Source organism: Pseudomonas sp. ICMP 10191, from assembly GCF_001467335.1.
Classification (GTDB): domain Bacteria; phylum Pseudomonadota; class Gammaproteobacteria; order Pseudomonadales; family Pseudomonadaceae; genus Aquipseudomonas; species Aquipseudomonas cerasi.
The window spans coordinates 17,733-31,158 of record NZ_LKGW01000105.1; the positions used below are offsets into that span (position 1 = coordinate 17,733).

The following is a 13,426-nucleotide window of genomic DNA, read 5'->3' on the forward strand; positions in this document are numbered from 1 at the left end:
ACACCGTATTGAGCACCTTAGAAAATATTGATCGGGTAACTGACGATCACCCTATGCTCATCGGAATCGCGCTGGCTGGCGAATTCGGTGCGCAGTTGCGCGTGGCGCAGCGCGATGCTGAGGTTCTTTGCCGGACCGGACTGCACCACATAACTCAGAGTGACGTTGCGTTCCCATTCCTTCTTGTCGCCGTCGGACGTCTGGATGTTCGAGCCGCTTTCATACATGGCCAGGAAGTTCAGGCCGGGTACGCCCAGTCTGGCGAAGTCGTAGCCATAGCGAACCTGCCAGGTGCGCTCTCCGGCACGCTGGAATTTACCGATCATTGATTCGGTCATGAAGTAGGCAGTCGAGCCGTCACCCTGATTCAGCCAGACAGCATCACTGTCGCCGGTCACCGCCTGGTAACCCGCAGCAAAGGTGTGGCCATTGATCAGGTAGGTGAACTGGGCGCTGGACAGGCGGCTGTCGACTTCACCCTTGGTGACGCCGTTGCCGTAATAACCCACCGTGTAGAACGCCGGGTCGTGACCGTTTGCACCGTCCGAGCGGTTGTCGAAGTGGCGCAGGTCGGTGCGCAGGATGCCCGGACCCAGCTGCATGTCGTATTTCAGGCCCAGGAAGTTCTGCTTGTAGAAGTTTTCCAGGTTGCCGTAGTAGTACTGCAAGGTCAGGTCTTTTGTCGGTTTGTAATCGACGCCTGCATAGTAGAACTTGTTGACGAACTCACCGGTCAGCGGGTTGTTTGCACCCGGAATCGACATGCCCATCTGATTGGTCGAACCACGGCCCATGACATGCTCCAGCTGGCCTGCGGTGAAGGTGAAGTCCTTCAGGTCGCCAGACTGAATCTGCCCGCCACGAAAAGTCTGTTGCAACATGCGATCAGTGGACATCACCACCGGCAGCATGGGCACCAGCGTGCCGTATTTCAGTTCGGTCCTGGAGACGCGTGCCTTGAGCGTCGCGCCCAGGCTGCTGAACTCGTCGACCGCACGACCGTCGCTGTCAGTCGGAAATATGTTGCCGTTGAACGCCGTGCTTTGCGGGTTGTAGTGACGGCCTTTGCCCGAGTCCAGACGAATGCCCAACTGGCCCAGCGCATCGACGCCAAAGCCGACGGTGCCGGGCGTGTAGCCGGACTGGTAGTTGAGCATGAAGCCCTGGCCCCACTCCTGCGTGTAGTTCGGGTCGGCGGCGCCGCTGCGGTTGTCTGCGTTACTGAAGAAGTTGCGCGCCAGAATACTGGCCTTGCTGTCTTCCAGAAAACCTTCGCCAAAGCTCTGCTGCGCGATCAGCAGGCCACAAAAGCCCGCAACGAAAGGGGTGGCGCGATTGATACGCTCCATCGGGTTCATCCTCATGCTGTCATTAAGTGTTGTGAGAGGCAGGGTCGGGCGGCAGTCAGGTTTCTTATTGTTTTTCAGGAACAGGTGTTGCAGATGAATCCGTTGCAGACGTTGCTGCATGGGATACCTGATGAAGGGTGACGCGAGGCAGGCGGTGCAGAACCAGCAACGCGAGCACGCCCAGCCCGGCGCATGTCAGCAGCCCCGTGCCCACCGCCTGGGCGAGGGCGGTGCGCGCTATCAGCAGCGCCGCATCGACATTGGCAGGCGTGTGCTGCAGCAGAACCTGAGGGTCGGCCAGGCGCGGTAAGGCCGACGCCTGACCTGCTGCGTTCAGCGCACTTTGCAGATTGGCGACATACAGCACCTTGACCAGCACGCCCATGGCCGCTGTGCCCAGCAAACCGCCGACCAGTCGCAAGGACTGGGTCAGCGCCGTGGCAATGCCGAGAAATTGCCGCTCGGCGAGCGTCTGGGTGAACACGGTCAGGTTGAGCAGAATGAACCCCAGACCTAGCCCCGCCAGCAGAATCAGCCCCAGTAAGGTCGTGAAGCCGGCGTGCAGTCCGACCAGTGCCAAGGCGATGCAGGCAACCGACAGGGCAATGAATCCGCCAATAGGTAACCAGTTGGGGTTTGTCAGACGCGTGACGATACGACTGTTGACGATGGCGCCCAGGGTGATGCTCAGCGCCAGTGGGGTAAGCAGTAACCCTGCGTCTTTTGGCGAGTAGCCGTAGCTGCCCTGCAACAGCAGCGGCAGGTAGAACAGAAGGGTGAACATGATGGCGCCGGCCAACAGCGACATGATGAACAGCAGGCGGATGCTGCGGTTGGCGAACAGCCCGGCGGGCAGCAAGGCAAAGGCACAGCGGCGCTCGTGGAACCACAGGCCGAGCATGGCAGCGAGGGTCACGGCGCCACATGTCAGGCTGACGGACAGAGAACGCTGGCCCAGCCATTCGACGAACAGTTGCAGGCTGCCCAGCGTCAGGACGATCAATAAAGCCCCGAGCCAGTCGAGCCTGATCGCACCGTCAGAATGGGGTCGATAGCCTTGCGGGCGATACCACGGCAAAAAGCGCCAGGCAAAAAACAAGGCAATCACGCCCAGGGGCAGGTTCAACCAAAACACCGAACGCCAGCCAAACTCGCCGGACAGATAACCGCCCAACCCCGGGCCGATGGCATTGACCACGCTGAACATGGCGCTCAGCAACACCTGCCAGCGCAACCGCTGGCGGGTGTCGGGAAACAGCTCGGGCACACAGGCAAAGGCAGTACCGATCAACATACCGCCGCCCACACCTTGCAAGGCTCGCCCGATCACCAGTACCAACATGCTGTCTGCCAGTGCGCAGAGCAGCGAGGCCAGCGTGAAGATGACTGTTGCGGCCAGCACGAACGGTTTGCGCCCGTAAAAATCGCCCAGTCGGCCAAAGATCGGGATGGTCACGATAGAGGCCAGCAGGTAGCCGGTGGCGACCCAGGCGTACAACTCGAAACCGTTGAGCTCGGCGACGATGCTTGGCAGTGCGTTGCCGATGACGGTCTGATCCAGCGCGGAAAGGCCCAGTACCAGTGATATGCCGAGCATGGCCAACAAGGCCTGTTTGAAGGTCAGGGCCGGATGGCTCGGCGTCGTCATGTCGAGGTGCTCAGCGCAACGCAGCGACAGCAGTCGCAATGCGCGCGCAGCCGTCTTCAAGGGTTTCCAGGGCAGTCGCCGTAGACATCCGGAAAAACGGTGCCAGGCCATAGGCGGTGCCTGCGACAACGGCAACGCCCTGACTTTCCAGCAGGTACAGAACCACGTCCGTATCGGCTTCCAGTACCGAGCCTGACGGTGTGGTTTTGCCGATCAGCGCGCCGCAATTGACGTAGAGATAGAACGCGCCTTCGGGCTTGATGCAGCTCAGGCCGTCAATCGCGTTGATCAGCTCCAGGCAACGATCGCGGCGCTGTCTGTAGACCTTGACGCTGTCGCCGACAAAAGACTGGTCGCCGGTCAGGGCGGCCACCGCAGCGGCCTGGCTCACCGAGCAGGCGTTGCTGGTGGACTGTGATTGCAGGGTCGCCATCGCGTTGATGATATCGCCGGGGCCTGCTGCGTAGCCGATGCGCCAGCCGGTCATGGCGTAGGTTTTCGACACGCCGTTGATGATCAGCACGCGTTCGCGCAGCGCTGGCTCGACAGTGAGCAGGTGGCTGAGCGGAGCGTCGTCGTAGCGAATGTGCTCGTAAATGTCGTCGGTCATGACCAGCACGTCCGGGTAGTCGAGCAGTACGTCGGCCAGCGCGCGCCATTCGGATGCGCTGTAGGTGGCACCGGTCGGGTTGCTCGGCGAATTGAGCAGCAGCCAGCGGGTGCGCGGCGTGATCGCGTTGCGCAGCTGCGCGGCAGTCAGCTTGAACTGGTTTTCCTCCGGGCAGGCCAGGGTCACTGGACGACCGTCGCAGGCCAGGACCATGTCCGGGTAAGACACCCAGTAAGGCGCGGGGATCAGCACTTCATCGTCGACACTCAATGTCGCCGCGAATGCATTGAAAATCGCGGCCTTGGCACCGCTGGTCACCACGATCTGGCCGGACGCGTAAGCAAGGCCGTTTTCACGCTGCAGTTTGGCGGCGATTGCCTCGCGCAGCGCCGTGGTGCCAGCGTTGAGCGTGTAGCGTGTTTCACCGTTCTCGATGGCGGCACAGGCGGCCTGACGAATGTGCGCCGGTGTGTCGAAGTCCGGCTCGCCAACCACCAGATTGATGATCGATTTGCCTGCGCGCCGCAGTTCATTGGCCCGATCGGCAGCAGCGCTGCTTGGCGACGGTTTGATGCGGAGCACGCGGGCAGCGATGCGAGATGCGGTCACGTTGGCATTCCTCGTTGATGGCCTTGACGGGGAATACGTTACGAGCCAGAGCAGCGAGCGCCATAAGACCATTTCGTTCTGGGTTGATAGGCAGCGCTTATGACCGCAGATGAGCCGGCGTCGCACCAAAAGCGGGCGTGCAATGGTTGCAGGGGGATCAGCGACTGGCGAGCCCGTTCAGCGGGAGCTGACATAGCAATTGCTTATGCCAGGTTTTTCCAGAGCTGGCCTGGGTCTTGCTGAAGCCCGTGTGTCGTGACTCTGGAGTGCAGCACCTTGAACCTTCGCCGTTTGAAATATTTCGTGAAAATTGTCGATATCGGCAGCCTGACTCAGGCCGCCGATGTGCTGCACATCGCACAACCTGCGCTGAGTCAGCAGTTGGTGACGCTGGAGGCCGAGTTGCAGCAACAGTTGTTGATCCGCACCAAGCGCGGCGTCACCCCGACCGAGGCGGGCAAGGTGCTGTACGGGCATGCTCAGGTGATCCTGCGCCAGTGCGAGCAGGCACAGAGTGACGTCAACGCCAGTGGTCTGGCGTTATCGGGGCCGGTGTCGGTAGGGCTGGCACCCGGCACTGCCGCTTCGACCCTGTCGCTGCCATTGCTCAAACGCGTACGCGAGCGTCATCCGGGCATTCTGCTGTACCTCAATGAGAACTTTGGCACCACCCTCAGTGAGTTGATCATGAACGGGCGTATGGACATGGCCGTTCTTTATGGCGGACGCGAGGTACATGGCTTGAGTTTTGTGCCCTTGATACGCGAGCAGCTGTACCTGGTGAGTGCCGAAGAGGCGCTTCAGGGGTGCGAGGAAATTCCGCTCAGGGAACTGGCCGATATCGACCTGCTGTTGCCGCGCACCTACAACACTGTCCGTCGTCTGGTGGACGAGGCATTTGTGCGTATCGAGCACAGTGCCCGGGTGGTGGCAGAAGTCGAATCTTCGACGACGCTGGCCGCGGCAGTCGCCGATCGATTCGGCTCGACCATTCTTCCCGAATCTGCAGCGCGGGTGCTGGCAGACACGCATGCGGTCAACCTGAGCCGCATTGTCGAACCCGAGATCGAAGCCCCTCTCGCGCTGTGCCTCTCCGGGCACTTGCCGCTGTCGGTGCCGGCCCAGGCGGTCAAGGCGATCCTTCTGGAACTGGTCGCCGAAATGCGCGGCAACCGCCGCGCGCAGTGATCCCGACGTCATAAGGGGCGCTTATCACCCCACAGTCAAACCGTCTTGGCGGTCAAAAACCTGCCTCGTTACATTGCCCTCAGCCACATTTCATTTGCCAGGCAAGGGCTCTTGCATGAATCCGGAACGTATCAAAGCACTTATCGACCTGATGGCCGAATCGGACCTGAGCGAACTCAGCCTGTGTGAAGGCGACGCGCAGCTGCGTTTGCTGCGCGAGCCCGCTCAGGTCGCCAACCGCGTCAATCCGGCTGTTGCGACAGTGCAGACGACGCCCGCAGCGCGCACTGTTGCTCCGACTCAGACAAGTACGACGACCGCCGTACAACAGACACAGGCGTGCGCCTCGCTGTACGGGGTGTTGCACCTGACCCCGGCACCCGACCAGCCGCCTTTTGTCGAGATCGGTACGTCCGTCGAGGTGGGGCAGACCCTGGCCGTGGTCGAGGCCATGAAGATGTTTCATCCGGTGAAGGCTGAGGCGGCAGGGGTGGTGACTGCCATTCTGGTTGCCAATGGCGAAGAGGTTCAGGCCGGTCAGGCGCTGTTCAGCATTGCGTGATGGTCTTGAGCTGCCTTGCAGGCCGTCTTGCGGGTTCACCGATCAGGGGTTTTTGATGTTCGATAAAGTATTGATCGCCAATCGCGGCGAAATCGCCCTGCGCATCCAGCGCGCCTGCAAGGGCCTGGGCCTGCGCACGGTAGCGGTGTATTCCGAAGCGGATCGCGATGCCGGTTATGTACAACAGGCTGACGAAGCGCTGTGCATCGGTCCCGCCGCAGCGGCGCAGAGCTATCTGAATCAGGCGGCCGTGCTCTATGCCGCGCAACTGACCGGTGCTCAGGCGATCCATCCCGGTTATGGCTTTCTGTCTGAAAATGCCATGTTCGCCGAACGCATCGAGCAGGCTGGCCTGACCTTCATCGGCCCCAGTGCTGCGTGCATACGGGTCATGGGCGACAAGGTCGCTGCCAAGCGGGCGATGCGCGAAGCCGGCGTGCCGTGCGTACCCGGTCCGGATACCAGCATGCCGGCCGACCCGCAGAGCATTCTGCAGATCGCTCGCGACATCGGTTACCCGGTCATCGTCAAGGCCGCAGGCGGCGGCGGAGGGCGGGGCATGCGTGTGGTTCAGGAAGAGTCTCGTCTGCTCGATGCGATTGCGCTGACCCGCGAAGAAGCCCGACACGCGTTCGGCAATCCCGAGTTGTATATCGAGAAGTTTCTGGGCCAGCCGCGCCATGTCGAGATTCAGGTGTTGTGCGATGCCTATGGCAATGCTGTCTGGCTCGGCTCACGGGATTGCTCGATGCAGCGCCGCCACCAGAAGGTGCTTGAGGAGGCGCCTGCACCCGGCATCGACGCAGCATTGATGGCCAGGGTGGGCGAGCGTTGCGCACAGGCTTGCCGCCAGATCGGCTATCAGGGCGTCGGCACGTTCGAGTTCCTCTTCGAAAAGGACGAGTTCTATTTCATCGAGATGAACACCCGCCTGCAGGTCGAGCACCCGGTAACGGAAATGACCTCCGGCATCGACATTGTCCAGCAGCAGATCCGCATGGCGATGGGCGAGCGCCTGAGCTTCAGTCAGGCCGACGTAACGGTCTCGGGCCATTCGCTGGAGTGCCGGATCAACGCCGAGGACCCGCGCAGCTTCATGCCGACGCCGGGCCAGGTCACCCGCTGGCAGATCCCCGGTGGTTTCGGCGTGCGGGTCGATTCGCATGTCAGCCACGGCTACCGCGTTCCGCCTTATTACGATTCGATGGTGGCCAAGGTCATCACTCATGGTGCCAGTCGCGATGAGGCGTTGGCACGCATGCGTCTGGCACTGAGCGAAATGCACGTCGAGGGCATCTCTACCAACATCGCGCTGCATCGCGACATTCTGCAGGACCCGGTGTTCTGCAAGGGTGGCATGGACATTCATCACCTGGAGCGCTGGTTGCAGACAAGGAGCCACCCATGAGTCTCGTGCAGGCGCCGAATGCGCCAAGAATCACCTTGCTGGGAACCACCGCGTTGCTGTTCGAAGCACCCGGCGAGCTCGACCTGGCACCGCAGCAACGCATATGGGCACTGGCCCGTCTGAGCAAGGACTGGCCGCAGGTACGCGAGGCGGTGCCGGGGATGAACAACCTGATGCTGACCTTTGCGGCGCCACCGCGGGACCTGGCCGGTCTGAAAACCCGTTTGCTGGAGACCTGGGAGCAGTGCCAGCCGCTGCCGTTGCAGGGCCGGATCATTGAATTGCCGGTGGTATACGGCGGTGACGGCGGACCGCACATGGCTGATGTCATCTCCCATACCGGGCTGGATATCGAAACCATCGCCAATCTGCACTGTGAGCCGTTGTACCCGGTGTACGCCCTGGGCAGCCATCCGGGTTATTGCTACCTGGGCGGCATGGATCGGCGCCTGGCAACGCCGCGGCGCAAGGTGCCGGTACTCGATATCGGGGCCGGGTCGGTCTCCATCGGTGGCGTTCAGACGGGTATTTCCGCGTCGGCCGGCCCCAGTGGCTGGAACACCATAGGACGCACGGAAATGGTGTTTTTCGATGCGGGTCAGCAGCCTCCGGCGCTGTTGCAACCCGGCGATCAACTGCGCTTGCGTATCGAGAGGATCATCCGATGATCGAAGTTATCAGCGCTACGGCACTGGCGACCGTTCAGGATCTGGGGCGGCACGGCAGCCTCGGCTACGGCGTCGGCACGTCTGGCGCGATGGACACGCTGTCACTGCGGCTCGGCAACCTGTTGCTGGGCAACGATGAAGACGCGGCGGGGATTGAAATTCCGCTGTTCCCGTTCGAAGTGCGCTTTGTCGATGACTGCACCTTCGCGATCACCGGCGCCGCCTGCGCTGCGTCGCTCGATGGTGAGCGGCTGCCAGGCAATTGGGTCGCTCAGGCACGCAAGAATCAGGTGTTGCGGCTCAATTACCCGACGATTGGCAGCCGCGTGTATCTGTGTCTGGCCGGCGGCGTCGACGTGCCGTTGGTGCTGGGCTCGCGCAGCACGCAATTGCGCGGCGCTTTTGGTGGCTGGCAGGGCCGTGCGTTGCAGCAGGGTGATGTGATTCCTGCGGGCGCTGTCAACGAACTGCGTGCCAGTGATTTCGGGGTGCAATCGTCGGTGGCGGCCTTGCCGTTGTTGCTTGACGGGCTGCCGGCCATCCGCGTGCTGCCGGCTGCCGAATTCGACTGTTTCAGTGCCGAGGCGCAAGCAACGTTTTTTGCCGATGAGTGGAAAATCACCACGCAGAGCAACCGTTACGGCTACCGCATGGAGGGCACGCCCTTGCTTGCGCGCGAGACGCTGGAAATCCGCTCTCATGGCATCGTGCCTGGCGTGATTCAGGTGCCCCACGGCGGACAGCCGATCGTGCAGATGCGGGATGCCCAGCCCAGTGGCGGTTATCCCAAGTTTGCCACAGTCATCGAGGCCGATCTGTGGCGTCTTGGCCAGGCGCCGATCGGCAGCAAGGTCCGTTTTGTGCAGTGCAGCTACGACGAAGCGGTCGACGCGCTGGACACCAATCACGCTTTCATCGAAGACGCCCGGCGCGTGCTCGCGCTGCGCAGCCTGCAGGGACATCGCTGATGAACATCAAAGAGATTCGCCAGCTGGCAGCGTGTATTCGGGACGCCGGCATTACTGTGCTGGAGTTGAGGCAGCCGGGGTTCGAGCTGTTGATCCGCCGCGGCAAGCCTGTACAGGCCTGCGCTGTGCCCTCTGCGCCTCAGGTCGCCGTTGAACCGTCGGCGCTGACTGCCCATGTGGTGAGTGCCGACAACCCCGGCGTGTTTGTATCGAGTCATCCCGATGAACGCAGCAGCTACGTAAAACCCGGCGATGCAGTGGCTGTGGGGCAGTTGCTGGGGCTGTTGCGTATCGGCCTGTTGTATCTGCCGGTGCGCAGTCATCAGGCAGGGCGCGTACTGCGATTCCTGGCCGCCGAAAACGAGCGCGTCGGTTATGGCCAGCCGCTGATTGAACTGGAGGAACTTGATCATGCGCATTGATCTGAATGCTGATCTGGGTGAGGGCTTCGGGCCCTGGACCATGGGCGAGGACGAGGTCTTGATGCCATTGATCTCCTCGGCCAACGTGGCGTGCGGCTTTCATGCCGGGGATCCGCTGATCATGGACAGCACAGTGCGCCGCGCCAAGGCGCTGGGCATTGATCTCGGTGCGCATGTCGGCTTTCCGGATCTGCAGGGGTTCGGCCGCCGCAGAATGAACATCGAGCTCAAGGAGTTGTGCGCCATTGTGGTGTATCAACTCGGCGCTCTGGCGGGCCTTGCAGCCGCTGCCGGTTACCGCGTCACGCACATGAGTTTTCACGGGGCACTGGGCAATATGGCCGCAGCGGATGCCGAACTGGCCGGGCCTTTGGTAAGGGCTGTTGCAGGTTTTGACCCGCAGATGATCATCAGCTCATCCAGCAGCGCGGCCATCGAGCAGGCCGCCGAGGCGTGCAACCTGAGGGTGGCAACGACCTTTCTGGCTGATCGCGCCTATGACGAAAACTGCCTGCTGGTGCCGCGAGGTACGCCCGGTGCGGTGATCAAAGACCCGGATCAGGTCAGGGCCAGGGTTGCGCAACTGTTGCAGGACGGCTCGGTAACGACCCTGAGCGGCAAGCGTGTGGCGGTCAACGCCCAGTCGATTCTGTTGCATGGCGACACGCCGGGGGCGGTGGAACTGGCGCGCAGCATTCGCCGGAGCATCGAAGAGCAGGGCGGTGTCATCACCCCGGTTTCACAGCTGCTCGGGTCATAAGCGCAGCTTATTGCCACACAACCATTGTGTCTTGGTCGCTGCCCGTGACGCTCGTTAAAGTCCAGTACAAGGCGATCAGCATTAACAGCCAAGCGGCTGATCGACGCTTATTCAAGGAAACCCTGACATGCCTTTTTCCGATTATAAAACTGCGCTGGTCACCGGCGCTTCTTCCGGCATTGGCGAGGCCGTCGTCGAGCGGCTGTGTGCCGAAGGTTTGCAGGTCCATGCGCTGGCGCGCAGTGCAGACAAGCTGGCGGCACTGGCCCAGCGCACCGGTTGTATCGCGCACGCTATCGACGTGACTGATCTGGCTGGCCTGACGGCCTTGTTTCAGGCCCATCATTTCGATGTCGTGGTCAACAATGCCGGCGTCGACCGGCCCGGCTCGCTGCTCAAGGCGGACGCTGAAGGGATCGATCTGCTGGTCGATGTGAACCTGCGCGCGGTATTGCAGATTGCCAGGCTCTCGTTGCCGGGGATGGTCGAGCGTGATTGCGGGCACATCATCAACATCAGTTCGATCGCTGCTGCCTACAACTTCGGTGGCAACTCGACGTACCACGCGACCAAGGCTGCGGTAAGCATGCTGTCCCGTCAGTTGCGCATCGATGCCTTCGGCAAGCGCGTGCGGGTCACCGAAATCTGCCCGGGGCGCGTGGCGACGGATATCTTCGCTCACGTGCATGGCGACTCCGAGGAAGTGCGCAAGCGTTTCATCGAAGGCTATGAGCTGCCGGTGGCCAAGGACATTGCCGATGCGATCGCCTATGTGATTGCCGCGCCCATCGCGGTCAACATCGGGCATATGGAAATCACCCCGACGCTGCAGGTGCCCGGCGGTCTGTCGACTGCGCGTCCGCAGGACTACGAAGGCTGAGGCTGAGGCTGCGTCTGCAAGGGCTGTACCCCATCACGAGAGCGGCATCAGCCGCCATGTCATACCCGCGCCAGACCCGCTGGCGCCTTGCTTCTGCCCTGGCTGAATGTCTATGGGAACAACCATGACGAGTAAATTCGATCTTTCAGCGATCCTGCAGGGCGAGTACGCCGAGCTGATCGTCAAGGGCATAGAAACGACCCTGCAACTGGCATTCGTTGCCTGGTGTCTGGCCATGGCGGTAGCCCTGCTGCTGGTGTCGATTCGCCTGACCGGCAACAAGTACGCCGAGCGCCTGGTGGCGGGTTATGTGTCCTATCACCGCAATGTGCCGACGCTGGTGCAACTGATGCTCTGGTATTTCGGCATTCCCACGCTGCTGTCCGAAAACACACAGATCTGGCTGGCCAACTACAGCACCGAGTACCTGTTTTCGGTCATCGCCCTGGGCCTTTGCCAGGCGGCGTATTTCAGTGAAGACATTCGCAGCGGGTTACGCGCGATTCCGGCCGGGCAAGTCGAGGCGTCGCGCGCGCTGGGCCTGGGTTATGTGCGCTCGATGCGTTACGTGATCCTGCCGCAAGGGGTTCGCAACTGCCTGCCGTCGCTGATCAATCACACGGTCCTGCTGTTCAAGAACACCAGTCTGGTCATGGCCATCGGCGTGGTGGAGCTGACTTATGCCACCCGCGAAGTCGAGAACTACACCTTCCGCACCTTCGAAGCGTATCTGGTCGCAACCGTGGTCTACCTGGCCATTTCATTGATGCTGATGGGCCTGGGTGCTGTGCTGGCCCGGCAATTCAGCAAAGCCATGGCGAGGTAGGCGGCGATGTTCGATGTCTTCACGATTGTTCGCGATAACTGGACCTTGCTGCTGGTCGGTCAATACCCCCACGGTCCGATGGGCGGCCTGATTTCGACGCTGATGCTGGCGGCGCTGGCCCTGTTGCTGGCCTTTCCTCTGGGGCTGCTGTTGTCGCTGGCGCGGGTTTCGCCGTGGCGCTGGCTGCGCTACCCGGCGACGGTCTGGGTCTACGTGATGCGCGGCATTCCGCTGCTGATGGTGATTTTCTGGACCTACTTTCTGGTCCCCTTGCTGATCGGCCATAACATCACCGGTTTCACCACCATGCTCTGCACGCTGGTGGTCTATCAGAGCGCCTACCTGTGCGAAATCATCCGCGGCGCTATTCAGGCGCTGCCGACCGGTCAATACGAAGCCTCCCGCGCACTGGGCATGGGCTACCTGCGCACCACGGTCTGGGTGATCCTGCCGCAGGCGCTGTACAACGCCTTGCCGAGTCTGATCAGCCAGTTCATTTCGATCATCAAGGAAACGTCGCTGGGCTACGTGATCAACGTCCAGGAAGTGACCTTTGCCGCCAATCAGATCAATAACCAACTGCTGACCAAGCCGTTTCAGGTGTTCTTCATCCTGGCGATCACTTACTACGTGCTGTGCTACGGCCTGACCCGTCTCGCCGCCGTGGTGGAGCAGCGGATTGCCCGCAAACGTGAAGGCGATGTATCGCCTGTGCCCGTTCCCCGGCCTTTGACTACCGATAATTGAGGGTTGCCCAATGCATCCGATGATCATGTTTTCCAGGATCAATAAATGGTATGGCGAGTACCAGGCCCTGACCGATATCACCGCCGAGGTGCAGCGCGGCGAAGTGGTCGTGCTGTGCGGGCCCTCAGGCTCGGGCAAGTCGACACTGATCCGCACCGTCAATCGTCTTGAGGACGTGCAAGAAGGCCAGATTCTGTTTGACGGCCGTGACGTGAACGGTACCGACGCCAACGTCAATCGGCTGCGCAGCCGCGTGGGTTTCGTGTTCCAGAGCTTCAATCTGTTTCCGCACTTGTCGGTGCTCGACAACATCATCCTGACCCCGACCAAGGTCCGTGGCTTGAAGAGCAGTGAAGCGCGCGCCCGCGCCATGGAGTTGCTGGATCGGGTGGGGCTGGCACACAAGGCCGGTGCCTACCCCGCACAGTTGTCCGGTGGCCAGCAGCAGCGTGTGGCGATTGCTCGCGCGCTGGCGATGGAGCCGCCCGTCATGCTGTTTGACGAGCCCACCAGCGCTCTTGACCCGGAAATGGTCGGCGAGGTGCTCGGCGTCATGAAAGGCCTGGCCAAAGAGGGCATGACCATGATGTGCGTCACCCACGAGATGAATTTTGCCCGGGAAGTGGCCGACACCATCTGGTTCATGGATGCGGGGCAGATCCTCGAAAAATCCCGCCCTGAGGTGTTCTTTCAGCAACCGACCCATCCGCGTGCCCAGCGCTTCATTGCCGACCTGCGCAGCCATTGAGCGCAGGCACTGATTTCAGCGAATCACTCAATT

14 protein-coding genes are annotated in these 13,426 nt (G+C 61.5%); 11 read left to right on the top strand and 3 right to left on the bottom strand.

What is annotated here, in order from left to right:
• Nucleotides 1–17: 17 nt before the first annotated feature.
• From AO388_RS11660 to AO388_RS11670, 3 genes are all read right to left on the bottom strand, one after another.
• Nucleotides 18–1,349, bottom strand: a complete 1,332-nt coding sequence (locus tag AO388_RS11660; RefSeq protein WP_058416493.1) for an OprD family porin — start codon at nt 1,347–1,349, stop codon at nt 18–20.
• Between the two features lie 64 nt (nt 1,350–1,413).
• A complete protein-coding gene (locus tag AO388_RS11665) occupies nt 1,414–3,036 on the bottom strand; it encodes an MFS transporter (RefSeq protein WP_054081101.1) in 1,623 nt (540 codons plus the stop codon).
• Nucleotides 3,008–4,216 (bottom strand): aspartate transaminase, encoded by a 1,209-nt coding sequence (locus AO388_RS11670; RefSeq protein WP_058416494.1) that lies wholly within the window; start codon nt 4,214–4,216, stop codon nt 3,008–3,010. Before AO388_RS11670 ends, AO388_RS11665 begins: the two co-directional genes overlap by 29 nt.
• Before the next feature lie 276 nt (nt 4,217–4,492).
• Between AO388_RS11670 and nac the strand changes: the two genes are divergently transcribed.
• The 11 genes from nac (at nt 4,493) to AO388_RS11725 (ending at nt 13,393) form a co-directional block, all read left to right on the top strand.
• On the top strand, nt 4,493–5,404 hold the full coding sequence (nac, locus tag AO388_RS11675; RefSeq protein WP_058416495.1) for a nitrogen assimilation transcriptional regulator NAC: 912 nt from the start codon (nt 4,493–4,495) through the stop codon (nt 5,402–5,404).
• A 115-nt stretch (nt 5,405–5,519) separates the two neighbouring features.
• A complete protein-coding gene (locus AO388_RS11680) occupies nt 5,520–5,966 on the top strand; it encodes an acetyl-CoA carboxylase biotin carboxyl carrier protein (RefSeq protein WP_058416496.1) in 447 nt (148 codons plus the stop codon).
• 55 nt (nt 5,967–6,021) lie between these two features.
• A complete protein-coding gene (gene accC, locus AO388_RS11685) occupies nt 6,022–7,374 on the top strand; it encodes an acetyl-CoA carboxylase biotin carboxylase subunit (protein ID WP_003370840.1) in 1,353 nt (450 codons plus the stop codon).
• Nucleotides 7,371–8,042, top strand: a complete 672-nt coding sequence (gene pxpB, locus AO388_RS11690; RefSeq protein WP_003435374.1) for a 5-oxoprolinase subunit PxpB — start codon at nt 7,371–7,373, stop codon at nt 8,040–8,042. Before accC ends, pxpB begins: the two co-directional genes overlap by 4 nt.
• On the top strand, nt 8,039–9,010 hold the full coding sequence (locus tag AO388_RS11695; protein WP_003435372.1) for a biotin-dependent carboxyltransferase family protein: 972 nt from the start codon (nt 8,039–8,041) through the stop codon (nt 9,008–9,010). Before pxpB ends, AO388_RS11695 begins: the two co-directional genes overlap by 4 nt.
• Nucleotides 9,010–9,432, top strand: a complete 423-nt coding sequence (locus AO388_RS11700; RefSeq protein WP_054080948.1) for a biotin/lipoyl-containing protein — start codon at nt 9,010–9,012, stop codon at nt 9,430–9,432. Before AO388_RS11695 ends, AO388_RS11700 begins: the two co-directional genes overlap by 1 nt.
• Nucleotides 9,422–10,192 (top strand): LamB/YcsF family protein, encoded by a 771-nt coding sequence (locus tag AO388_RS11705; RefSeq protein ID WP_003435368.1) that lies wholly within the window; start codon nt 9,422–9,424, stop codon nt 10,190–10,192. Before AO388_RS11700 ends, AO388_RS11705 begins: the two co-directional genes overlap by 11 nt.
• Nucleotides 10,193–10,319: 127 nt before the next feature.
• Nucleotides 10,320–11,072, top strand: a complete 753-nt coding sequence (locus tag AO388_RS11710) for an SDR family oxidoreductase (protein WP_003370854.1) — start codon at nt 10,320–10,322, stop codon at nt 11,070–11,072.
• 124 nt (nt 11,073–11,196) lie between these two features.
• Entirely contained in the window at nt 11,197–11,898 is a 702-nt protein-coding gene (locus tag AO388_RS11715) for an amino acid ABC transporter permease (RefSeq protein ID WP_003370856.1), read from the top strand.
• 6 nt (nt 11,899–11,904) lie between these two features.
• Nucleotides 11,905–12,645 (top strand): amino acid ABC transporter permease, encoded by a 741-nt coding sequence (locus tag AO388_RS11720; RefSeq protein WP_003435366.1) that lies wholly within the window; start codon nt 11,905–11,907, stop codon nt 12,643–12,645.
• Between the two features lie 19 nt (nt 12,646–12,664).
• Complete coding sequence (locus tag AO388_RS11725; protein WP_003435364.1) at nt 12,665–13,393, top strand: amino acid ABC transporter ATP-binding protein; 729 nt, start codon at nt 12,665–12,667, stop codon at nt 13,391–13,393.
• Nucleotides 13,394–13,426 lie beyond the last annotated feature (33 nt).

Coding starts and splice junctions, on each gene's coding strand:
- AO388_RS11710 (WP_003370854.1), top strand. CDS start 10,320: ATGCCTTTTTCCGATTATAAAACTGCGCTGGTCACCGGCGCTTCTTCC.
- accC (WP_003370840.1), top strand. CDS start 6,022: ATGTTCGATAAAGTATTGATCGCCAATCGCGGCGAAATCGCCCTGCGC.
- AO388_RS11705 (WP_003435368.1), top strand. CDS start 9,422: ATGCGCATTGATCTGAATGCTGATCTGGGTGAGGGCTTCGGGCCCTGG.
- AO388_RS11700 (WP_054080948.1), top strand. CDS start 9,010: ATGAACATCAAAGAGATTCGCCAGCTGGCAGCGTGTATTCGGGACGCC.
- AO388_RS11715 (WP_003370856.1), top strand. CDS start 11,197: ATGACGAGTAAATTCGATCTTTCAGCGATCCTGCAGGGCGAGTACGCC.
- AO388_RS11680 (WP_058416496.1), top strand. CDS start 5,520: ATGAATCCGGAACGTATCAAAGCACTTATCGACCTGATGGCCGAATCG.
- AO388_RS11720 (WP_003435366.1), top strand. CDS start 11,905: ATGTTCGATGTCTTCACGATTGTTCGCGATAACTGGACCTTGCTGCTG.
- AO388_RS11725 (WP_003435364.1), top strand. CDS start 12,665: ATGATCATGTTTTCCAGGATCAATAAATGGTATGGCGAGTACCAGGCC.
- pxpB (WP_003435374.1), top strand. CDS start 7,371: ATGAGTCTCGTGCAGGCGCCGAATGCGCCAAGAATCACCTTGCTGGGA.
- AO388_RS11695 (WP_003435372.1), top strand. CDS start 8,039: ATGATCGAAGTTATCAGCGCTACGGCACTGGCGACCGTTCAGGATCTG.
- AO388_RS11660 (WP_058416493.1), bottom strand. CDS start 1,349: ATGGAGCGTATCAATCGCGCCACCCCTTTCGTTGCGGGCTTTTGTGGC.